20 protein-coding genes, 1 tRNA gene and 1 pseudogene are annotated in these 23,833 nt (G+C 30.2%); 14 read left to right on the top strand and 8 right to left on the bottom strand.

Features of this window, described 5'->3' with window-relative positions; all coding sequences use genetic code 11:
• Window positions 1-30: 30 nt before the first annotated feature.
• Window positions 31-627 carry a hypothetical protein gene (locus CLV86_RS09650; protein WP_121051934.1) on the top strand — a complete coding sequence of 199 codons (597 nt, stop codon included), beginning with the start codon at window positions 31-33 and terminating at the stop codon, window positions 625-627.
• 71 nt (window positions 628-698) lie between these two features.
• Here the strand turns inward: CLV86_RS09650 and CLV86_RS09645 are convergent.
• The 6 genes and pseudogenes from CLV86_RS09645 to hemH all read right to left on the bottom strand — a co-directional run bounded on the left by CLV86_RS09645 (window position 699) and on the right by hemH (window position 6,564).
• Window positions 699-1,775: pseudogene (locus CLV86_RS09645) on the bottom strand (PA0069 family radical SAM protein).
• 422 nt (window positions 1,776-2,197) lie between these two features.
• The gene (locus CLV86_RS09640) at window positions 2,198-2,980 is read right to left on the bottom strand and encodes an enoyl-CoA hydratase/isomerase family protein (protein ID WP_121051932.1); all 783 of its coding nucleotides are present in this window, start codon (window positions 2,978-2,980) and stop codon (window positions 2,198-2,200) included.
• Window positions 2,981-3,069: 89 nt separating this feature from the next.
• Window positions 3,070-4,521, bottom strand: a complete 1,452-nt coding sequence (locus CLV86_RS09635; protein ID WP_076731656.1) for a sensor histidine kinase — start codon at window positions 4,519-4,521, stop codon at window positions 3,070-3,072.
• Window positions 4,518-4,901, bottom strand: coding sequence for a hypothetical protein (locus tag CLV86_RS09630; protein WP_121051930.1), 384 nt, complete (start codon window positions 4,899-4,901; stop codon window positions 4,518-4,520). Before CLV86_RS09630 ends, CLV86_RS09635 begins: the two co-directional genes overlap by 4 nt.
• Before the next feature lie 79 nt (window positions 4,902-4,980).
• On the bottom strand, window positions 4,981-5,532 hold the full coding sequence (locus CLV86_RS09625; RefSeq protein WP_121051928.1) for a CopD family protein: 552 nt from the start codon (window positions 5,530-5,532) through the stop codon (window positions 4,981-4,983).
• A gap of 3 nt (window positions 5,533-5,535) precedes the next feature.
• Window positions 5,536-6,564 (bottom strand): ferrochelatase, encoded by a 1,029-nt coding sequence (gene hemH, locus CLV86_RS09620; protein WP_121051926.1) that lies wholly within the window; start codon window positions 6,562-6,564, stop codon window positions 5,536-5,538.
• A gap of 173 nt (window positions 6,565-6,737) precedes the next feature.
• Here hemH and CLV86_RS09615 point away from each other — a divergent pair, with 173 nt between their 5' ends.
• A complete protein-coding gene (locus CLV86_RS09615; protein WP_121051924.1) occupies window positions 6,738-10,211 on the top strand; it encodes a TraB/GumN family protein in 3,474 nt (1,157 codons plus the stop codon).
• A gap of 19 nt (window positions 10,212-10,230) precedes the next feature.
• Here CLV86_RS09615 and CLV86_RS09610 read toward each other — a convergent pair whose 3' ends face one another.
• On the bottom strand, window positions 10,231-11,124 hold the full coding sequence (locus CLV86_RS09610) for a helix-turn-helix transcriptional regulator (RefSeq protein ID WP_076731651.1): 894 nt from the start codon (window positions 11,122-11,124) through the stop codon (window positions 10,231-10,233).
• 186 nt (window positions 11,125-11,310) lie between these two features.
• Between CLV86_RS09610 and hemA the strand changes: the two genes are divergently transcribed.
• The 8 genes from hemA to CLV86_RS09575 all read left to right on the top strand — a co-directional run bounded on the left by hemA (window position 11,311) and on the right by CLV86_RS09575 (window position 18,019).
• Window positions 11,311-12,570 (top strand): glutamyl-tRNA reductase, encoded by a 1,260-nt coding sequence (gene hemA, locus CLV86_RS09605; RefSeq protein WP_121051922.1) that lies wholly within the window; start codon window positions 11,311-11,313, stop codon window positions 12,568-12,570.
• Window positions 12,563-14,146 carry a hydroxymethylbilane synthase gene (gene hemC, locus CLV86_RS09600; RefSeq protein WP_121051921.1) on the top strand — a complete coding sequence of 528 codons (1,584 nt, stop codon included), beginning with the start codon at window positions 12,563-12,565 and terminating at the stop codon, window positions 14,144-14,146. The genes hemA and hemC overlap by 8 nt, the downstream gene beginning before the upstream one ends.
• An 8-nt stretch (window positions 14,147-14,154) precedes the next feature.
• Window positions 14,155-14,241 (top strand) — tRNA-Ser (locus tag CLV86_RS14275).
• Between the two features lie 75 nt (window positions 14,242-14,316).
• On the top strand, window positions 14,317-15,342 hold the full coding sequence (gene hemE / locus CLV86_RS09595) for a uroporphyrinogen decarboxylase (protein WP_121051919.1): 1,026 nt from the start codon (window positions 14,317-14,319) through the stop codon (window positions 15,340-15,342).
• Window positions 15,343-15,426: 84 nt separating this feature from the next.
• On the top strand, window positions 15,427-16,191 hold the full coding sequence (locus tag CLV86_RS09590) for an EI24 domain-containing protein (protein ID WP_121051917.1): 765 nt from the start codon (window positions 15,427-15,429) through the stop codon (window positions 16,189-16,191).
• A 1-nt stretch (window position 16,192) separates the two neighbouring features.
• A complete protein-coding gene (locus tag CLV86_RS09585; RefSeq protein ID WP_121051915.1) occupies window positions 16,193-16,729 on the top strand; it encodes a GNAT family N-acetyltransferase in 537 nt (178 codons plus the stop codon).
• 2 nt (window positions 16,730-16,731) lie between these two features.
• The gene (gene hemF, locus CLV86_RS09580) at window positions 16,732-17,634 is read left to right on the top strand and encodes an oxygen-dependent coproporphyrinogen oxidase (protein WP_121051913.1); all 903 of its coding nucleotides are present in this window, start codon (window positions 16,732-16,734) and stop codon (window positions 17,632-17,634) included.
• A 1-nt stretch (window position 17,635) separates the two neighbouring features.
• A complete protein-coding gene (locus tag CLV86_RS09575) occupies window positions 17,636-18,019 on the top strand; it encodes a YchJ family protein (RefSeq protein ID WP_121051911.1) in 384 nt (127 codons plus the stop codon).
• A 2-nt stretch (window positions 18,020-18,021) separates the two neighbouring features.
• Here CLV86_RS09575 and CLV86_RS09570 read toward each other — a convergent pair whose 3' ends face one another.
• Window positions 18,022-20,652 (bottom strand): DEAD/DEAH box helicase family protein, encoded by a 2,631-nt coding sequence (locus CLV86_RS09570; protein ID WP_121051909.1) that lies wholly within the window; start codon window positions 20,650-20,652, stop codon window positions 18,022-18,024.
• A gap of 55 nt (window positions 20,653-20,707) precedes the next feature.
• On the opposite strand from CLV86_RS09570, the gene hemB reads away from it, so the two are divergent.
• Genes hemB through CLV86_RS09550 form a run of 4 tightly spaced genes read left to right on the top strand, consistent with a single transcriptional unit; the run spans window position 20,708 to window position 23,816 of the window.
• Window positions 20,708-21,697, top strand: a complete 990-nt coding sequence (gene hemB, locus CLV86_RS09565; protein ID WP_121051907.1) for a porphobilinogen synthase — start codon at window positions 20,708-20,710, stop codon at window positions 21,695-21,697.
• A gap of 29 nt (window positions 21,698-21,726) precedes the next feature.
• On the top strand, window positions 21,727-22,803 hold the full coding sequence (locus CLV86_RS09560; RefSeq protein ID WP_121051905.1) for a CNNM domain-containing protein: 1,077 nt from the start codon (window positions 21,727-21,729) through the stop codon (window positions 22,801-22,803).
• A complete protein-coding gene (locus CLV86_RS09555) occupies window positions 22,804-23,283 on the top strand; it encodes a methylated-DNA--[protein]-cysteine S-methyltransferase (RefSeq protein ID WP_121051903.1) in 480 nt (159 codons plus the stop codon). It abuts the gene before it with no gap.
• A complete protein-coding gene (locus CLV86_RS09550; protein WP_121051902.1) occupies window positions 23,283-23,816 on the top strand; it encodes a DUF4442 domain-containing protein in 534 nt (177 codons plus the stop codon). Before CLV86_RS09555 ends, CLV86_RS09550 begins: the two co-directional genes overlap by 1 nt.
• Window positions 23,817-23,833: the final 17 nt, after the last annotated feature.

Raw genomic sequence — 23,833 nt, 5'->3', positions numbered from 1 at the left:
TTGTAGTGTTAATTATAAATAAATAACATTATGAAAAAAGCAATTAAAAAAAGTTTATTATTTGTTGCTGTATTGGTAACAATGGTGAATTACGCAAGTAACGTATCTCCATTAAATGAAGATGACAACGTTAAAAAAACAGTTTTAACATTAAACAATGTAAAAGAAGGTCAACAATTATTAATTAAAGATAATAATCAAGTTATACTTTATAAAGAAGCAATTTCAAAATCTGGAGAATATAAAAAAGGATTCGATTTAACAGCTTTACCTAATGGAGATTATTACTTTGAACTTAATAAAGATATTGTAATAGAGGTTATTCCTTTTAAAGTTAAAAACAACCTGGTTACTTTTAATAAAGAAGATAAAACGCAAATTTTTAAGCCTTTTGTAATTTTAAAAAACAATACTCTATTTGTATCTTCTCTTTCTTTAAACGCTTCTCCTATTGAGTTTGTTATATATTACAAAAACGCTTCAACAACCGAGCTAATTCACGAAGAGAATATTAAAGATAAAGTAAACATCCAAAAAGCATACACATTAGATGCTACAAAAAAAGGAGACTATGTATTTGTTACTAAAACACAAAACAGAGTCTTTACAAACAATATTAACCTTTAGGCTCTAAGATAAGAGAGAGTTTAAGACCATTTAGTTAGTTAGTAAAAAGTGAGCTTTAAAAGCTCACTTTTTTATTTAAATAAACTTAACTGCCCATCTTTAAATTCCTTGTATAATGTAGTATTGAGATGAGGCATAGCTTTATTTTTAAAATACTTTAATTTGGCAAGTTTTACTATGTCGTTAATTTGTTTAGCAATATTTCCTTCACCATGCATACGTGTACCATAACGACTGTTATTTAAACTACCTCCATGACAGTTTTCAATTTGATGTAAAACTTTTTCTGCTCTATCTGGAAGTGTTTTTCTTATCCAATCTGTAAAAATTTCTCCTATAGCTCCATTTAATCTTACAATTGTGTGTGCTATGTTTAATGCTCCAACTTCGGAAACAGCTTTTGCCAAAGGTAAAATTTCATGACTATTAATAGATGGAATAATAGGTGCTAGCATAACATTTACAGGAATACCATTTTCACTTAATATTTTAACTGTTTCCAACCTTTTTTTAGAAGTCGCGGTTCTTGGTTCTAAAATACGCCTTGTTTTTTCGCATAAAGAAGTAATAGAAATATTAACCGAAATTAGATTGTCTTTTGCCAGTGCTTTTAAAATATCTAGATCTCGAAGTATTAATGCGTTTTTTGTAATAATAGCTACAGGATGTTTATACTTTAAAAATACTTCTAAACATTGCCTTGTTATTTTATAGTCTTTTTCTGCTGGCTGATAACAATCTGTGTTACCAGACATAACAATTGTTTGCGCCTTCCAAGATTTCTTTTTAAGCAATGCTTCTAAAAGTTTAGAAGCATCTTTTTTTACTAGAATACGTCGTTAGAAATCTAAACCAGCACTGTATCCCCAAAACTCATGACTATTTCGGGCATAGCAATAAATGCATCCGTGTTCGCAACCTTGATACATATTCATAGAATATGCCATACCAACATCGGGACTTTTAACTTTATTAACTATTGTTTTGGGAAAAACAGGAAGATAAAGTGTTTTATTTTTATCTGGTTCTTCACCTTCTTTATGGCAAAATTCTAAAAAATCGTCACGCTGCTCGTGGCTTAATTCAAAAAAACGATTGTGTACATTGAGTTGTGCACCTCGTCCTTTTATAATAGACTTGGAGTTCATAATGCTAAAAATTAAAGGTGATTACTATTATTGTAGTTACCTAAAATTAGCTATTTTTTTAAAGCAAATATGTTAAAGTAACTGTGTATTATTAACAACTTCTACAACTACATTAAATTAACATAATTATACAAAATATTGACCTTTATGTTGTTTTAAATACCACATCGTGTTAATATACTATATAAACAAGCAAATATATAATCTAATAAATCTTACTATGTTATATAAATTTGCACTTTAAATTTAAATATAAAATGAAAAAAGCAATCAAGAAAAACATAGTATCTGTAATAAGCTCTTTTAACTATTATAGTTAAATATATAATTACATAATTTAGTATACACACTAACAAAAGAAAGCTTCAATTAAATTGAAGCTTTCTTTGTTTTAATAAAACTCAATTCAAGAGTTTTAAATATTATTTCCCAGGAAATTCTGCCTTACGTTTTTCTAAAAACGCTGTAGTTCCTTCTTTAAAATCTTCGGTTCCAAAACAATTTCCAAATTGTTCTATTTCTGTTTTATAACCATTTACACCATCTACATAATTAGCATTTACAGCAGTTATAGCTTTACTAATGGCTACAGAAGAATTTCTCATAATTTTACTTGCTATTTTTTCGGCTAGAGGTATTAATTCTTCTTGAGATACAACATGGTTTACTAAACCATAATCCTTAGCTGTATTAGCATCAATCATACCTGCTGTCATTATCATTTCCATAGCACGACCCTTACCAATTAATTGCGGCAAACGTTGTGTACCTCCATAACCAGGTATTACACCTAAAGAAACTTCTGGTAAACCCATTTTTGCATTATCACTTGCTATTCTAAAATGTGCTGCCATTGCCAATTCTAATCCTCCTCCAAGTGCAAAACCATTTACAGCTGCAATAACCGGTGTGCTTAAATTTTGTACAAAATCGAATAACAACTCTTGACCTTTTGCTGCTAATTTTCCTCCATTTTCTACGTTAAAATTTGCAAATTCACTTATATCTGCTCCAGCTACAAAAGCCTTTTCTCCAACTCCCGTAATTATTATCACTTTTACAGAAGCATCGTTATTTGCAGTTTTAAACGCATCATGAAGTTCTTCAATTGTCGCCTTATTTAATGCGTTTAATTTTGAAGGTCTATTAATTGCAATAGTAGTAATAGCGTTTTGAGATGTTGATATAATGTTTTCGTAATTCATAATAAATATGTTTATTTCTTTTAATTACTCAGCTTTATAACTGATACTTAATATTTTGTGAGTTTTAAAACTCTTATTTAACTCAAGGTTTATTTTTTAGGAAAAATTACGGTAAATGTTGTGCCTTGATCCTTAATAGATACAAAAGTAATAGTTCCATTGTAAGTTTCCACAATATTTTTAACCATTCCTAAACCTAATCCCATTCCACTAGACTTTGTGGTAAATTTAGGTTCGAAAATTTTTAATTTATTTTCTTCGGAAACACCAATTCCATTATCTGATACTGTTATTTTTATATTTTCATTATCATCGGAAACGTTAACAATTATTTGAGGCTGCCTATCTTCAGGAATTGCTTGAATACCATTTTTAATTAGGTTTGTAACCACTCTTATTAATTGGGTTCTATCAAACTTAGCTATAATTTCTTTTTTATCAGATTGAAATGTAATGTAGTTTTCATTGAAAATATCGAGTGTTAAATCTACTATTTCAACAACATTGAGTGTTTCGTTTTTTTGTGCCGGCATTTTTGCAAAATTAGAAAAAGCACCTGCAATAGAACTCATTGTGTCTATTTGCTGAATTAAAGTTTTAGAGTATTCATCTACTTTTTGATGAATATTTTCATCGTTTGGATCGAATTTTCTTTGAAAGCTTTGTACTGTTAATCGCATTGGTGTTAATGGATTTTTTATCTCGTGCGCCACTTGCTTTGCCATTTCCCTCCATGCTTGTTCTCGCTCGCTAGTTGCTAATTGCACAGCACTTTCTTCTAACTCATCAATCATATTATTATAAGAGTTTACTAGTGCAGAAATTTCTTCGCTATTATCTGTTACATCTATTTTAGAGTTTCGTTTTTCTAGCTTTGTAGCTCTCATTTTTTCACTTATAGTTTTAAGTGATTTTGTTATATATTTTGATAAGAAAAACGCCAATGAGATAGCAGCCAACATTACTAAAATAAAAGTATAGGCTAAACGTCTTAAAAATTCGTTTAGCTCTTTAGCAAGAAAATCGTCTTTTTCTAAATAAGGTAAGTTTAAAATTGCTAAAGGTTTAAATTTAGCGTCTGTTATATAGTTATAAGAAGATCTGTATGTAGCATCTTCGTCTTCTCTTTTTACTACTACACGATGCTCTGCTGTATTTAACAACCTATTTAATACTTCTGCATTAATACATTTAGTTGTTTGTTCTGGTTTTAAATCACTTTTAGAAGATATTAATAAAGAACCTTCTAAATCGTAAAGATTAATTTGAATATTATGTACCTCGGCAACCTCGTATATTTTAGATTTAAATATTACAGGTACTTTTTCCGTTATAACTTCAAAAGAGGTTTGTTTTATTACATAGTCTAAGCTTGTTATAATAGCTTTTTCTTTTCTAATTAAACGTTCTCTGTGATAGTCTTGAGTTTCTTCGTTATATTGATATATTACAACTACTGCTATTAAAATAGAAGATAATAATACCAGTAAAATCATTGCTATAAAAATTCTGGTTCGTAAAGACAGTTTTTTTAATTTCATATGTTTTTTCTGTTTCTACGTTTAGCTTTTTTAGCTTGTTTGGCTTTAAATTTTAGGTATTTATGGTGTGCTTTTATTGTTTTTTCATCTAAATAGCCGTTTGCATCTAGATTGTAACCCAGGTTTATAAGTTGGTTTTGGTACGAAATAAATTTTTCTTTCTCTTTACCCGTTTTCTTTACAGTAAAAACATTAGTTCCTGGTAATTTATTTTTTTCAGATTTGTTACATTCTACTTCTTTCCATTCCACAGGCTTATCATAATAGAAACAACGCTCATAACATTTTCCTTGCTTAAAATTTGAAGGCAAGCTTATATTTTGAGCATTTACACCACTAAATGTAAAAGATATTACTGCTAGAAAGAATGAAAACCTCATAAAATTAAATTTCAATAAATATAACAATAATCAAACCAAAGTTGTTGTGTATAAATTTGAAAAGCAATACTATTTTTTTCTAGGCTTCAGGATTTTTTTTCCGAATAGACTTATATAATTTAAAACCTAGCATTAACAAAATGCCTAAAATAAAAATACCTATTACTCCAAAAACCCAATTAAAAGCACTTTTTAAAAGCACCAAAAAGATTACTGCAAATAAAATAAATGTGGCTCCTTCATTCCACAAACGCATAAAATTAGATGTTTTTTTTACTATACCTTTTTGTAATTGTTTAAAAAAAACATGTGTTTGTAAATGGTATATAATTAGTAAAACTACAAAGCCTAGTTTTACTTGCATCCAATCTTGATATATTAAATATGGATTTAAATAAAATAAAGTTAGCCCAAAACAAAAAGCTAAAATAGCTGATGGCCATGTAATAATAGTCCATAATCGCTTTGCCATTAATGCTAATTGCTTACCTAAAATTTCCTTTTCTGGAGATGGTTTATGGGAAGCTTCTATTTGATAAACAAATAATCTTGGAATATAAAACAATCCAGCAAACCATGTTATTATAAAAATAAGGTGTAGCGCTTTTATGTAATTATAGTAATCTTCCATTAATTATGCTTCAACACCATTTTTAGACCAATTATTTATTTTATTTGCTAAAAAGGTTACCCAATCTTTATTAGTATTTAAGCATGGAATTGTTGTAAATTCTTTACCACCCATTTCATGAAAAATTTCTTCGCCTTCCATAGCAATTTCCTCTAAAGTTTCTAAACAATCACTTACAAATGCTGGTGTTGCAATCGCCATTGTTTTTATTCCTTTTTTTCCTAAACGCTCAATAGTTCTGTCTGTGTATGGTTGTAACCATGGATCGAATCCTAAACGCGATTGAAATGATGTTGAATATGTATCTGGTTTTAGTTCTAAATATTCTGCCACCAAACGTGTTACTTCTAAACATTGATGACGATAACAAAACTCGTGAGCTTTACTTGGTGTTGCACAACAAGACCCATCTATTTTACAGTGCGATTGTGTTACATCACTCTTTTTAATATGGCGTTCTGGAACACCGTGGTAAGAAAACAATAAATACTCATAATCTTTACCTTTTAACTCGCTTTTTATGCTGTTTGCTAAAATAGAAATATAGTCTGGATTGTTATAAAATGGTGGTAAAGAGTCTATTTTTAAATTTGGAAAAAATTCTTCGCGTAATTCTTCGGCTAAAACCAAAATAGTCTCTGTTGTTGCCATAGCAAACTGAGGATATAAGGGAATTAAAAATACCTCGTCACAACCTTTATCTACTAATTCTTGTAATCCTTTTTTAATGGTCATACTTCCATAACGCATTGCTAAAGCTACTGGCAAATTAGTTTCTTCTTGAACTTTGTCTTTTAATCTTTCAGACAATACAATTAATGGAGAACCTTCGTCCCACCAAATTTTCTTGTAAGCCGCCGCAGATGCTTTTGGTCTTGTATTTAAAATAATTCCTTTTACTAATGCTGTTCTAGCTACTAATGGAATATCTATTACACGTTCGTCCATTAAAAATTCGCCAAGATATTTTTTTACATCTTTAGGTTCTGGACTATCTGGTGATCCTAAATTTACAAGTAATGCTCCTTTCATATAATTTTTTAAGAAAAAAGAAATCTTTTTTATTGTTTATGCAAAAATACAACACAATAATATATTAAACCATATATTAAATCATTGCTTATGTTATAAACACGTTAAAATCCTATAATTTATAGTTAGTTACTACGAATTAAATATATTTATATTCGCTTAATATTAAATACATGCAAAAAACGCTAAAAACACTTTTCCTATTTATTGGTTTTGTATGCTTCTCTCAAACACAAGAACAAAGTTTACTTTGGGAAATATCGGGTAATGGTTTACAAAAACCATCTTATATATACGGCACCATGCATGTTAGCAAAAAAGTAGCATTTAGATTAGACGATGTTTTTTTTGAAGCATTAGCAAAAAGCGATGCTATTGCTCTTGAGAGCGATCCTTCTACTTGGTTAGACTACAGTTATGATTCTGCTATTTTAGCTCCTCAAAATATAAACACCAACTATAAAGAAGGCTTTTACTCCTCTAAATTTAGTTTAAAGCAACCAAACGAACTATTAATAAGAAGTGCGATTCGTCAAGATAACCGTATGTTAAATGGTTATTTGTACCGAAAAAACTCGAATACAGATAATTTTGAAGAAGAAACCTACCTCGATATGTTTATTTATCAAGCAGGTAAAAAGAAAAATAAGCCAATTATAAGTCTTGAAGACTTAGATGAAGCAGAGTTTTTAACCAGCAAGGCACGCACAAATGCTTACAAGAAAAAAATAGATCCATGGCTAACCGAAATTTATAAAAAAGAGCCTCCTTATTTATTACAAGAAAACACTTATCGTGAACGCAATTTAGCACTTTTAGACTCTATTGGAGAGGCTTCAAACACACAATATTTTAGAGAAAATATGCTTTACACTCGAAACGACAACATGGTTAAAGTTTTAGATAGTGTTATGCAAGAAAAATCAATTTTTGCCGGTGTTGGCGCTGCACATTTACCTGGAGAACGCGGGATGTTAAAATTGCTACAAGATAGAGGTTATACCGTAAAAGCATTACTTAGCACACAAACTAAAAACGGACAAATAAAAAAACAAAAATTAGAAAATTTAATAGTTCCTCCTGTTTTAAAAGAATATGCTACCTCAGATGGTTTTATAACCATGAAAAGTTTTAGTGATTTAAAAGAATATTTTTACAACGGTCAAAAATTTTCAATTTCTCCAGACATGACTAATGGTGCTTTTTTAACTGTTAGCAGGTTTAATATATTCGATTATTTACCAGTCGAAGAGAAAATTACTTTAGAGCGATTAGAAAATTTTTTATTTGAAGACATTCCTGGTGATATAGTTTCAAAAGAAAAAATAACGGCTCCTTTCACTGGTTTAAGCATTTTAAATAAAACCAAGAAAAACGACTATCAAAAATATCATATCTATAAAACACCTTTAGAAATTATTGTTATAAAATTTGGAGGACCTAAAAACTATGTTTTAGATTATGAAAAAGAACTTTTTGAATCTATAAAATTTAAAAAACCTTCTAATAAATTAGAAAATTTTAAATCTCCTTTTGGTAAATATGAAGTGCATTTGCCCAAATTTAACACACAAGACAACCTTAATAATGCTGGGGATAAACTTATTCAAGCCAATATTGGTGACGATTTTTATTTTATAAAAGAAGCTGTAAATCAAGACACCTATTACATTGAAGAAGATGCTTTTGAAGCTAAATACATAACAGAAAACTTTTTTAAAGATTTAAAAATCAAAAACAACATATCTGGCGAATTTAATAATGAAACCTACAAAAGCTACGAAGCTATTGGCGCTTTTGATTCGGTTTCAAACAGAAAAATTCATCTTAAAACTATTGTAAAAGATGGTAGTTATTATCTTTTAGGTTATTCAGGAAATGAAAAAACAAAAGCAGATGCCTTTTTTAAATCTTTTAAGTTTAAAAACACAAACTATAATGGTTTTAAAACTATTACAGATACTTCGCTGTATTTTACTGTATTAACAAATACAAAACCAGTAATTCCTAGATATAATCGTTATAAAAATAATAACAAAAAGGATTACGAAGAAAACACAAAACAAGCTACTTATTACTCTAAAGCTAACGAGCAAATATCGGTAATTAGAACTAAGTTTCACGATCTTGAAATGTATAACAACATTGATAGTTTATGGCAAGAAATAGAAGATTCTAGACTACCTAAATTTAAAAATGAGGATAATAAAGTACTTCAAATAAATAACAAAAAGAAAACACAAAAAAACAACATATATACCTATAGTTATACCTTAACCGATTCTCTAAGTGCAAAAGCAATACGCGTAAAGCACATTGTAAAAAAAGGCGTATTATTTACTATTAAATCTTTAAACGATTCAATAGATAAACCATCTGCTTTTATTACTAATTTTTACAAGACCTTTAAACCCATAGATACTATTATGGGAGAAACTATTTTTAAAGATAAAACACAACGTTTTTTTAATGCACTAAAAGAAGACGATAGCTTAGTGATAGATACTTATCATTTATTAAAATTCAATAAATCGCATACAAATACTATTATTGAATTAGTTAAAAATTTCGATTTTCCAGAAAATAAAGAAGACATAAAAATTAATTTTATAAGTGAATTAATAGAGTTAGACGCTGCAAAATCTTTACCTTTTTTAAAGACGCTTTATGTTAACTCATATTCTAATCCAAAAATTCAATCAACCATTTTAAAAGCGCTTTTAAACAAAAAAAATAAAAAATATTATAAAGAGGTACTAAACTTAATGCAAAAGGATTTACCATTAGAAAAATACGCAGTACAATCACTTTTTTATACGTATAAAGACTCTCTAGAACTTAAAAAAGAATTATTTCCGGAACTTTTAGAATACACAAGTATTCAAGAATACAAAGAACCTATTTATAATATTTTAGCCAAATTAAAAGATAGCAGTTTAATAAAAACTAAAGATTATAAAAAGTACAAAAAAACTATTATTAATGATGGTAAAATGGAAATAAAACGCAGTTTAAGCGAAAAATCTGGCTACCAATCTAGAAAAAGTGCATTATATAGTTATGTTAAATTAATTTTCCCTTTTAGAAAAGAATCTGCCGCAGAAAGCTTTTTCCAAAAACTACTAGACAGTGAAAATGCAGAAGCCTTAACAACATACTACGCATTATTAGAAAAAGCAAAAGAGCCTATTCCTGCAAAACTTAAAAACAAAACTTTAGACGAGTATAAAAATCAAGCCTTGTTAGTCGATAAGCTATATGCGTTAAGCTTAAAAAAACCTTATTTAACTAAAGAAATTTCGCAGCTTAAATATGCAAAATCTTACCTATTTAGCAATGTAAATATTGAAACCGGAATAGACTTTATTTCTTTTGTAACACAAAAAGATTTTGAAACAGATAAAGGCAAAAAAGGAACAATTTATTTCTTTAAGCTCGACTCTAAAAGTGAATATGGAGACTCTAAAAAAATGTATTACGTTGCTTTTTTAGAAACAAAAAAAGAAAACGAACTAGCCACAGAAGTTTATTTTCAATCTAATTACAATGGAACTTATATTAGTGAAAAAGAAGAAGAAGTTATTGAAAACGTTCTAAAATTAGTAAAATATAAAAATAGAAAAAGAATTAATTCAATTTATAATTAGTTTAAATCACTCAATAAATCTAGCCAACAGACTGCACATATTTTTTAGGCGTTGTTCCATATTTTTTCTTAAAAGCAGCAATAAAATGGCTCGACGTACTATAACCAACACGCAAACCAACCTCGTTAACATTATGTGTTCCAGATTCTAGTAGTTTTCTAGCTACCTCCATTTTATAATCTAACAAAAAACTAAAAACACTATCACCATAAATTTGCTTAAAGCCTTCCTTTAGTTTTTTAAGTGTTAAACCTATTTCGTCTGCCAACTCCTGTAAACTTGGCGGCTCTGCCATTCTGGAAATAACAATATCTTTTGCTTTTCTAATTTTTAAAACATTAGCTTCATCTACAAGAAAAGGACACTGTTCAATATCTGCATCTTCACTTCTATTAAAATATAAGCTCAATATTTCATAAGCTTTGGCTTTAAAATAAATATTTTTAATTGAAGCATTTAAATTATAATTAACCAATTGGTTTAACGCTATTGCCATAGATGGAGAAATTTTACCATCTTTATAATACTTTTTGTCGCGATTATCCTTACTTAAAAATGTAATATAGTCTGCTTCTTGAGAAAATAAACCATGAAATTTTTTAATAGAAATAATAACCGATACCAACCAAGAATTTGGTTTTACTTCTAAATGAATTGGTAAATCACGCTCAGGGTTATAAAGTAAAAGAGAAGTCTCCTCTGCAACATTTAAGGTGTAATTTCCATTATTAAATAAAAATAGACTCTCTCCTTTTAAGCAAAAATGAAACTGTATAAAACTACTATCTATTTCACGCTCTATTATTTTAACTTCCTGTGTATCATTTTGATGTGTTAAAATAAAAACACCATCATCGGCACGTGTTTCTACAAAAAAACCTTTAGCGATACTTTTACTATTTTTATTTTCCATATATATTATAACTCTATTTAGATTTGTTCTAAACTACAAAACAAATAACGCTCGTAATTATAGCAAATATAGTACTTTTCAAGATTTATCATTAAAAACAACGACAAAAAACCACTAGCGACACTATTAGTTCTTTTAGCGTTGTTTTATCACCTATTGAGATATTATTTTTGCTGTCGTTACATTATGAAGCAATATCACATTTCAAAAGGTTCTACATTTTACGCCATTGGCTTAAGCTACAAAAAAGCTGATGCCGAAATTCGTGGTCATTTTAGTTTAAGTGATGACGCTAAAATTAATTTGCTTAATCAAGCAAAAAATAATGGTATTGAAAGCCTAATAGTAACTTCTACTTGCAATAGAACCGAAATATTTGGTTTTGCAGAACATCCTTTTCAACTTATTCAATTACTTTGTGAAAACACAAAAGGAACTGTAGAAGAGTTTCAAAAAGTAGCATATGTTTATAAAAATAAAGATGCTATTTCTCATATGTTTCGTGTTGGATCCGGGTTAGATAGCCAGATTTTAGGCGACTTCGAGATTATAAGTCAATTAAAAACAGCTGCGAGAATATCTAGAAAACATCAATTATTAAATCATTTTATTGAGCGTTTAGTAAACTCTGTTATTCAAGCTAGTAAGCGTATAAAAAATGAAACCGATATTTCTTCTGGTGCAACATCTGTATCATTTGCATCGGTTCAATATATAATGAAACACGTTGAAAACGTTTCAAATAAAAACATTTTATTATTTGGAACTGGAAAAATAGGAAGAAACACCTGTGAAAATTTAGTAAAACATACTAAAAACGAGCAAATTACACTAATAAACAGAACTAAAGATAAAGCAGAAGCTGTTGCCGGTAAATTTAACTTAGTTGTTAAAGATTATGCAAATCTTCAAGAAGAAATCAATGCTTCAGATATATTAATTGTTGCAACAGGAGCTCAAAATCCAACAATAGATAAACATATTATTCAGTCTAAAAAAGACTTATTAATTTTAGATTTATCAATTCCTAAAAATGTAAATAATAACGTTCAAGAATTAGACAACGTTAAACTTATACATTTAGATGACTTATCGCAAATTACCGATGAAACTTTAGCTAACAGAAAGCAACACATTCCTTTAGCAGAAAGTATTATTGAAGAAGTAAAATTAGAATTCAACAATTGGCTTGAAACAAGAAAATTTGCACCTACAATTAAAGCTTTAAAAGTAAAGCTACACGATTTTAAAAAATCTGAATTAGATACACAACGCAAAAAAATTGCAGATTTTAACGAAGAACAAGCCGAATTAATTAGCAATAAATTAATTCAAAAAATAACAAATCACTTCGCTCATCATTTAAAAGACGAAGCCATATCCACAAACGATAGCCTGGAACTTATTCAAAAAGTATTTCAGTTAGAACCTATAAAAAATGTCTAAAATTATAAGAATTGGAACTCGCGAAAGTGAGTTAGCGCTATATCAAGCCAACGCTGTAAAACAACAATTAGAACATTTAGGACATAAAGCAGTAATTGTTCCAATAAAATCTACAGGTGATATTGTTTTAGACAAACCATTATACGAGCTTGGTATTACTGGAATTTTTACCAGAACTTTAGATATTGCAATGCTTAATGGAGATATAGACATTGCCGTACATTCTTTAAAAGATGTACCAACCGTTTTACCAAAAGGAATTGTACAAGCTGCAGTTATGAAACGAGGAAACGTTCGAGACACTTTAGTATTTAAAGGTACCGAAGAGTTTTTAGGCGCAAAAAATGCAGTATTAGCAACAAGTAGTTTACGCCGAAAAGCACAATGGTTAAACCGCTACCCTACACATACTATCGAAGATATTCGTGGAAATGTAGCAACTCGCTTACAGAAATTAGAAGAAACAAAACATTGGAATGGAGCCATTTTTGCAGCAGCTGGACTTGGCCGTTTAAATGTTCGTCCTGAAAATTCAGACAATTTAGAATGGATGGTTCCTGCTCCAGGACAAGGTGCTATAATAACTGTTGCTCTTGAAGAAGATGAAGAAACAAGAGCTATTTTAGCAGAAATTAATCATGAAGAAACACAAATTTGCGTACAAATAGAACGTGAATTTTTAAACCGATTAGAAGGTGGTTGCACAGCTCCTATTGGCGCTTTATGCTACATAAAAGACGACGAAGTAAATTTTGAAGGTGTTTTATTAAGCCCAAACGGAACTAAAAAAATAAGCGTTCAACGTGTTAAGCCATTAGGGCAGCATAGCGACATGGCACAATGGTGTGCAGATTATGTTATAGAAAAAGGCGGAAAACGTTTAATGGATAACATTAAACAATCTACCAAACCAATAAATGTTTATTCTACAAAATCATTTACAGAAGATCAACGCTTGTTGTTTAACGAAAAAGTAAATTCAGACAGCAGTGATTTTGTAAAAATAAGTTTAAACAGAATAGCTCCAAGACTATTAAAAAACGAAATAGAAAACGTAATAATTACAAGTAAAAATGCTGTTGAGGCACTACTTACTAACTTTTCTCCTATAGAATTACAATTTAAAAACATTTACTGTGTTGGACGTAGAACAAAACGCATGGTAGAAAAAAGAATTGGTAAGGTAAAACATAGCGAGAATAATGCTAAAAAATTAGCAGAATATTTAGTTGAGTTTATGGATGGTACAGAAGCTACGTATTTCTGTAGCGATTTAAGGTTAGACGATTTACCAAACATACTTAATGAAAACAATATTAATGTAAAAGAAATTGAAGCTTACCAAACAAAATTAGACAGTGTTAAAATTAGCGATTCTGTAGAAGGTGTAATGTTTTACAGTCCATCTACAATAAAAAGTTTTAAACAAGAAAACACAGTAAAAGATAACATGATTGCTTTTTGTATTGGAGACTCTACAGCAAAAGAAGCGAAGCTTTACTTTAAAGACGTTAGAGTAGCAAAAGTTCCAACCTTAGAAAGTGTTATTGAGTTGGTAAACGAATATTATATATAGAATTTAATAGAGAGTTGACAGAGTGGCCGATTGTGCTACCTTGGAAAGGTAGTGTACTTGCAAAGGTACCAAGGGTTCGAATCCCTTACTCTCTGCAAAAAAACCTAAATTAGGTTTAAAAGAAATAATACCATTAAAAATATTCCTGAATTCTCAGGAATGACAGAAGTATGATTAAAAACGATTTATTTTTAAGAGCATTAAAAGGAGAAACAGTAGAACGTCCACCAGTTTGGATGATGCGTCAAGCAGGACGTTATCTTCCAGAATTTATGGAAATTAAAGCTAAATACGATTTCTTTACACGTTGCCAGACACCAGAATTAGCAAGCGAAATCACCGTACAACCAATACGCAGATATGGTATGGATGCTGCAATATTATTTTGTGATATTTTAGTAATACCACAAGCAATGAATATTGAAGTACAAATGAAACCTAATTTTGGACCTTATTTACCAAATCCTGTTCGTACTCAAAAAGATGTTGACAATGTAATTGTACCAGACGTAAAAGAAAGCTTAAGCTACGTTTACGATGCTATTAAAATGACTAAAGAAAAACTAAACAACGAGATTCCGTTAATTGGTTTTGCAGGTTCACCATGGACAATTTTATGTTATTGCGTACAAGGCCAAGGCAGCAAAAACTTTGATAAAGCAAAAGAGTTTTGTTTTACAAATCCTGTAGCAGCACACCAATTACTTCAAAAAATAACAGACACAACCATTGCTTACTTAAAAGAAAAAGTAAAAGCAGGAGTTAACGCTGTACAAGTATTCGATTCTTGGGGAGGCATGTTATCGCCAGTAGATTATCAAGAATTCTCTTGGAAATATATACAACAAATTATCGATGCCTTAAAAGACGAAACACCAGTAATTGCTTTTGGTAAAGGTTGTTGGTTCGCACTTGGTGAAATGGCAAAATCTGGAGCATCGGCTTTAGGTGTAGACTGGACGTGTTCTGCACGTAACGCACGTTATTTAACCGGAGGAAACATTACATTACAAGGTAATTTTGATCCTACACGTTTATTTTCACCTCCAGCAGAAATAAAAAAACAAGTACACCAGATGATTAATGAATTTGGTAAAGATAAATACATAGTAAACCTTGGTCATGGTATTTTACCAAACATTCCATTAGAAAATGCTAAAGCGTTTATTGATGCTGTAAAAGAGTATAAAGCATAACATATAAATGCTTATTTTGGTTGTTCAATTTGTAACAGGTAAGTCAAATTTTCGTCTACTAAGTTATTCAACTTAAAACCAAAAATGATTAAAAATATAATTAAGGGTATTAAAGCATACACTGGAGCTTTCTCGTTAATTTCAAAATTAAAACTTTGGAAGTTTTTTTTAGTTCCCATTATTATAAGTGTTATTACAGCAACAATTATAGGTCTTACAGCATATAGTTTGTCTGACAATATTGGGAGATTTATAGCCAAAATATGGCCTTGGGAAAAAGGCATAGAAACCTTTACTTCTATTTCAAGCTTTCTTGGAGCTGCAATAATAATTATTTTAGGCTTTATACTTTATAAACATATTGTAATGGCGCTTTCTGCGCCATTTATGAGCCCGGTTTCAGAAAAAATTGAAACGCATCTTACGGGCAAACACAAGCATGAACATAGAATAACATCGTTTAAAGAACAATTATGGAGAGGCATTCGTATTAACGTTCGTAATCTATTTAAAGAAATCCTATTTACAATTCCTTTAATTTTAATAAGTTTTATTCCTGTAATTGGCTTTGTTTCTACCATTTTAATATTCTTAGTACAAGCTTTTTATGCCGGTTTTGGGAATATAGATTACACACTAGAGCGTCATTTTAAATACAACGAAAGTATTGCATTTGTAAGAAAAAACAGAGGCTTTGCCATAGGAAACGGCATAGTATTTATGTTGTTTCTATTAATCCCTTTTATTGGAATTATAATAGTTTTACCACTTTCGGTTACTGCAGCAACTACGCAAACAGTAGAACGTATTCGAAATGAAAACGAACTTATAAAAGCAGATAACGCATAATATGATTCAAGCATTTAATGGTTTCGAAATAAACCCAATTCACGAAGGTGATGCTTGGAAAATTTGTGATTTTATGGTTACAAATCAAGATCGTTTTAAACGTTATTTCCCAAAAACTTTAGAGCAAAACTTAAATCCTACATTATCGCAATTATTTGTAGAAACCAAAGTAAAACAGTTTAATAAAAAAGAGGAATTTTTATTTACGCTAAAACATACCGAAACCAGAAAGCTCGCAGCAATTATTTACATTAAAGAGTTGAATTGGATAAAAAAACAAGGCGAATTTGCTTACTGTATAGATTATAATTTTGAAGGACAAGGTTTAACCTCTAAAGCCATAGGTTATTTATCAAACCATGCATTCAACCATTTAGGCCTTGAAACACTTCAAATAATAGCTTATAAAGACAATAAATCTAGTATTAAAGTAGCTTTAAACAACGGATTTATTTGGCAAAAAACATTACCAAAAGAATACACTCCTATAGGTGAAAAACCTTTAGACATGGAGTTATTTGAATTATATAAAATATAGATATGAAAGATAAATTCTTTAACTACATACACGAATTACAAGACACTATTACTGCCGCTTTTGAAACCATAGACGGTAAAGCCAAATTTCAAGAAGATATTTGGAAACGTCCTGAAGGTGGTGGCGGAAGAACCAGAGTAATTGAAAACGGTAATGTTATAGAAAAAGGTGGTGTAAATATCTCTGGTGTACATGGTAAATTGCCAGACTCTATGCAAAAATATTTTGGTGTAGAAGATGCCAATTTTTTTGCCTGCGGATTAAGTTTAGTTATACACCCAAAAAATCCAATGGTTCCAACCGTTCATGCAAATTGGCGTTATTTCGAAATGTATGATCAAGACGGTAATATTGTAGACCAATGGTTTGGTGGCGGTCAAGATTTAACACCTTACTATCTGTTTGAAGAAGATGCGAAACACTTTCACCAAACCTGTAAAACAGCGTGCGACAAACACAATCCAGAATTCTACCCTAAATACAAAGCACGTTGCGACGAGTATTTTTATAATACTCATAGAAACGAAGGTCGCGGTGTTGGTGGTTTATTTTTCGATTATTGTAAAGCTTCAAATGATATGAACATGCAAAACTGGTACGATTTTGTAACAGAAGTTGGTAACAGTTTCATTTCGGCATATCTTCCTATAATGGAAAAAAGAAAAGATTTACCATTCACCAAATCACAACGCGACTGGCAAGAAATTCGTCGTGGTCGCTATGTAGAATTTAATTTGGTACACGACAAAGGCACGCTTTTCGGTTTAAAAACAAATGGTAGAATAGAAAGTATTTTAATGAGTTTGCCTCCGCACGTTCAATGGGTTTACGACCATAATCCAGAACCTGGTAGCGAAGAAGAAAAACTAATTAAAGTATTAAAAAATCCTGTAGATTGGGTGTAATATGAATTGCTACTGCGGAAATAATAAAAGCTATAAAGCTTGCTGCGAAGTATTTCATTTAAATAATGGAAAAACCGAAACTGCCGAACAATTAATGCGGTCTCGTTACAGTGCTTTTGTATTAGCAAATGGCGATTATTTAATGCAAACGCACCATAAATCTACAAGACCTATAAAAGAAAAGCAAGCCATTGTAAAATGGGCAAAATCTGTGCAATGGATTAAATTAGAAATTCTAGATACAACAACAGGTTTAAAAAGCCACAACAAAGGTACCGTTACCTTTAATGCTTATTTTTACGAAAATGGAAAAGTAGATGTTATACATGAAAAATCTGCTTTTGTAAAAGAAGATAAGCAATGGTATTACTTAGGTTTTGCTTAAAGCTACTTCCAAACTAAAACCTCTTTAGTTTTCTTAGTAAAAGCATTATAAACATTATACAATCTTGCTTTTAATAAGAGTTTTCTACCATCAAATCGTCTCGTGTAAATTAGCTTATTTCGACCTAGATATTTTCTCCAGTTTTTTTGAAATAATAATGCATTTTCTTTTTTATCTCCAAAAACATCTGGAACAGAATAAAAACTTTCTACATCTAATTTTTTTCTAAATAAATTTGTTTTCACAATTAAATAGCGTGGAGAATTTATAGGTTCTAATAGCTGAGTAAGTGCTTTATTAAAAATAGAATTTTCTAAAGCGTTTGCTCCTACTAAATTACAAACAACATCGCCTCTGCCATAAATCTGAGAGGTTACATAAACATTATTAATGTTAGTGTTAAGAAGTTTTAAATCGTTTAAAGTATCTAAAACCGTCTGTCCCATTTTTTTAATTTTTTTATATAGAAAACCATAACGTAAATACAACTTAAATGCTTTGTATAACTTATAGCCAAAGGTTAAAAAAAGAGCTACTAGTAGAGAATAAATAAAATAAAGAGCACCTTTTTGTAAAATAAGTTTAAAACTATAAACCACAAATTCTACATAAAACAACATAAATGCAATAATAATTTCTGCTATAAAAAAGCGTAATGCATCAAAATAATATATCTGTTTTTGCTTTTTAAAAGGCATTTTACCAAAATGAAATAATTTTAATTGTCTCGTTAATTTTGTGCCGCTTCCAATACTGTTTTCCCATTTAGCAATAACATTATTTCTTTGCTTTGCTTGATTTAGAGTATGCTTATTTAATCCATCAATCTGTTCTGGTAGAATATTGTCTGGAAAATATAAACGTTCAAAGCCATTAGAAATAAACGGAATATCGTTTTCTGTAACACCAACAAAGACTTCAAAACGGCGTTTTAATATTTCAACCTCTCTTCCTCCATCCGTTTGTGTGGGATCTATGCTTGCCAAATGCCATATATTTCCTGTTTTATTTGGCATATTAGCATTTGTTCTAATTGCTCTACCTCGCATTTGATTAGACGATACAAACGAGCCAACAAAAGATGCCAAAATTAAACTGTTTATAGAAGGCGCATCCCAACCTTCACCCAATAAAGATTTTGTTCCTACGAGTACTTTAATTTTACCATTTTCAAATAATTTGGTAATACTACTAACTATCGATTTTTTAGCACTTGTATTTGGTGTAATTTGCACAAAAGAATTATCGACCTCTAAAGGTTTTATTAAAAAATCTTCTCTTCTTTCTATTTCAAATAAACATTCTAAAACAGATTCATGAATTATAACAATGCTTCCAGAAAGCACTGCTAACGATTTATTATTTTCACAATAACAACGCACATATTGGAAAATAGATATCACTCCTATTTTATTTATAGTAGTGATATCTTTAGTTGTTAAAAATTCTTTTCTAATGTAATCTGTAAGAATAACACAGCTTAAATTTTCTTTTAAATAAGTGCTTTCAGAATTTATAATACTTACAATACTTTTTAGTTTTCTTGGACTATTGGCTAGTGACTTATAAATTAAATCTTTACCTACAAAGTCTACCTTTTTTTTATCGAAAACATGTAAAAGCCTAAGTTGCTTTTCTAGCTTTTTTAAATATGTTTCATGTTCGAATAATTGCTCTCTGTCTTCAACTAATATATTCTGAAACAAAATTTCTAACCAGTCTAATTCAAGATTTGGAAATTTAATCTCTTCATTTTTTTCGAAACCAAGAATCTCCAATTTCTTTTCATTAATAGTTAAACCATAAGCATTTAATGTTATAAATATAGATGATAAGTACTCGGTATTTGCGTACAACTCATCTAAATGCCAATTAGGGTTTTTATAATATCGGTGATTTTGTAGAAAGTTTATAAAATTGTCATCTTTTAAAAGCTGATCTTTAAAATCGGCTATTTTTTGTCTAAATTCAACTATAAAATTTATTTCAACAGCTTCTGGTTTAGAAAAATAAACATAATCTTGGTGCGCGCATAAATCGCCTTCTTTAACCAAATCCGGCACAGCAATTTCATCATCTACCTCGCCACAAAGTGTAAAATATTTAGAAACTTCTGCTCTACTACTATCGTAAGGCGGTGTTGCTGTTAACGATACCATATAGAAATCACTATTATTTTTTAAATCCATTAAGCACGTCCACCAAGCATTTTTTAAATGGTGTGCTTCGTCTAAAACAAGCGTTTCAATTTCATAGGTTTTAAAAAATTGGTAGTAATCTTTTTTATCTTCAAATGTTTTATAAAAAGCATGTAGCGATTGGTAGGTAGAAAATGTAACGTCACTTGGTGCTTTAATATCAAAAGAAAAACTATTAAATTTTTTGTTTTCAGAAAAAAAAGTTTGCAACCTATCTTTCCATTGATTTCTAATGGTTAATGTTGGTGCCAATACTAGTGTTTTCTTTCCTAAACGTTTAAAAATCTCAATTCCTAAAATAGTTTTTCCAGAGCCTGGAGGAGCAATTACATGAAAATGATTGTCTGCCATATGGCTTTCAAAATGCTTTAGCAGTTTTGCCTGGTAGCTTCTCCAAGGAAAAATAAATTTTAAAGCATCTAAGGATTCAATCAATTCTAAAAATGGGTTTTAATGTTTAACTTTGTATTCGATAAAAGTAATAAAAACTATGTATCCAATTAGAAGAAACAGACGCTTAAGAACAAATAAAGCTATTAGAAGTTTAGTCAGAGAAACTATTATTTCACCAAACGATTTTTTAGTACCACTTTTTGTGGTTGAAGGTAAAGGCATAAAAGAAGAAATTGCCTCTATGCCAAATTATTATCGCTATAGTTTAGATTTATTAGAAGCTGAAGTAAAAGAACTTTGGAAACTAGGTTTAAAATCGGTTTTATTGTTTGTAAAAGTTCCTGATAATTTAAAAGATAATAAAGGAACCGAAGCTTTAAATCCAGATGGATTAATGCAACGTGCTATTAAAACAGTTAAAAACGTATGTCCAGATATGTTGGTGATGACGGATGTTGCACTTGACCCATATTCATCTTTTGGGCATGATGGTATTATTGAAAATGGTAAAATTGTAAATGATGATACCGTTGAAGTTTTAGCCGAAATGAGCTTATCTCATGCTCAAGCTGGAGCAGATTTTGTTGCTCCAAGCGATATGATGGATGGGCGAATTCTTGCAATTAGAGAAACCTTAGAAGACGAAGGATTTATAGATACCGGCATCATGAGTTATTCGGCAAAATATGCATCAGCTTTTTATGGCCCATTTCGTGATGCGTTAGATTCTGCTCCTGTAGATGCACAAGAAATACCAAAAGACAAAAAAACGTATCAGATGGATTATGCTAACCGTTTTGAAGCCATTCGTGAAACCGAAATGGATATAGATGAAGGCGCAGACATCGTCATGGTTAAACCAGGTTTATGCTATTTAGATATTGTTCGAGAAATTAAAAACGAAGTCGATGTTCCTGTTGCAGTATATCAAGTTTCTGGAGAATATGCTATGCTAAAAGCAGCTGCCGAAAAAGGTTGGCTTAACCACGACGCTGTAATGATGGAACAGGTTACCGCTATTAAACGCGCCGGCGCAGATATAATTGCTAGTTATTTTGCTAAGGATGTTGTAAAATTAATATCGTAAATTAGCAACAACATTAATTTAAAAAGTCCATGGGATTATTAATATTTTACGGAGTTATCTCCATATTTTTCTCTTTTTTATGTTCTATTTTAGAAGCTGTACTTCTAAGTGTAACACCAACATTTATAAACGTTAAAAAACAGGAAGGCAAAAGCTATGCTTTAGCATTAGAAGCTTTAAAAAAAGATGTAGACAGACCTTTAATAGCTATACTTACCTTAAATACAATTGCGCACACTGTTGGTGCAATTTTAGTAGGTAAAGAAGCAGAAGGTTTATATGGAAATGGTGATGGTTACGGCGTGTTTATTGTTTCGGCAGTAATGACAATTTTAATTTTAGTAGCTTCAGAAATTATCCCAAAAACCATTGGTGCAACCTATTGGAAAAGCTTAGCTAATTTTACAACCAAAGCACTTAATATTTTAATTTTCCCTTTAAAATGGACAGGTTTGTTATGGCTAATGCAACTTACAACAAAACTAATTGGAGGTAAAGGTCATGGTAGTGTTTTAAGTAGAGAAGGCTTTTTAGTTATGGCAGATATGGCACATGAAGAAGGCGTTTTTGTTGATAATGAAAGTAAAATAATTAAAAACCTTTTAACATTTAAAGAAGTACTTGTTAAAGATATCATGACACCAAGAACTGTTATGAAAATAGAAAACGAAACTACAACAGTTGAAGATTTTTTTAATAAAAATATGAATGTGCGTTTTTCTCGTATTCCTGTTTTTCAAGATACCGAAGACAATATAAAAGGTCTTGTTTTAAAAGATGAAATATTTAAAGAAATGGCTTTAGGTAATGGTTCTAAAAAACTTTCCGAATTAAAAAGAAACATTGTACATGTAGATCGTGAAACACCTATTCCAACCTTATTCGAAAAACTTGTAGAAGGTAGAAATCACCTTGCCTCAGTAGTAGATGAGTATGGAACTGTTAGTGGTTTGGTAACTATGGAAGATGTTATAGAAACGCTTCTTGGTTTAGAAATAATGGACGAAAGCGATAATGTTAGCGACTTACAACATCAAGCCAGAAAAAACTGGGAGGCAAGAGCCAAAAAGCTGGGTATTATAGAAAACATAGAGGAAAATCAATAAATGGAACAAGAAACCTGCTATATCAATTCACCTTTAGGCATCACTAAAATTGTTGGTGATCAAGATGGTATTGCTTCGGTTTCTGTACTAAATAACAACGAAAAAGTATCCGATATTATTCCTGAAGTTTTAGAGGATTGTGTACTTCAATTAAAAGAATACTTTCAAGGAGAGCGCGAGATATTTAGCTTAAAATTAAATCCAAAAGGAACCATCTTTCAAGAACGCGTTTGGGCTGCTTTACAAACTATTCCTTACGGAAAAACAACATCATACTTACAATTATCAAGACAGCTAGGAGACGAAAAAGCCATTAGAGCCGTTGCAAATGCCAATGGTAAAAATCCACTTTGGATAATTGTGCCATGTCATCGTGTTATTGGTAGCGATGGTAGCTTAACAGGTTACGCTGGTGGCTTACATAGAAAACAATGGCTATTAGAACACGAAAGCCCTTATAAACAACAACGTTTATTTTAATGTACAAAATTATAACCAACTTTTTAAAACGTTTTTTTAAAACGTCTACTATTTATAAATACGGTTTTAATTGGTCTCCAATGTATAAACGAAGTACAGCAAAATTAATCCAGGTTAGTGATAATTTACAGTACGTAAAAATCAGGTTAAAACCCAGTTGGAAAAACCGTAATTATGCGGGCTCTATTTTTGGAGGCTCCATGCTAAGTGCAACAGATCCCATTTATATGATACAACTTATACAAATACTTGGTGATGACTTTGTTGTTTGGGATAAAGCAGCAAGTATAAAATATAAACGACCTGCAAAAGAAACTATTTATGCAGAGTTTATTTTTTTAGATGAAGAAATTGAAGCTATAAAAAGTGAGATAAAACTTAAAAACGAAGTTAATATCACCAAGAAATTAACTTTAAAAAATACAGACAACATAGTATTTGCTGAAATTGAAAAGACTATGTATGCCGCAACAAAGTCTCACTATAAACAAAAACTAAAACAAAGAAAACAAAAACAAAATACTGCGCAATAAAAAATTATTAGTATCTT

The sequence above is a fragment of the Lacinutrix venerupis genome (genome assembly GCF_003663945.1).
Classification (GTDB): Bacteria; Bacteroidota; Bacteroidia; order Flavobacteriales; family Flavobacteriaceae; genus Lacinutrix; species Lacinutrix venerupis.
This window is presented reverse-complemented; position numbering and strand designations above follow the sequence as displayed.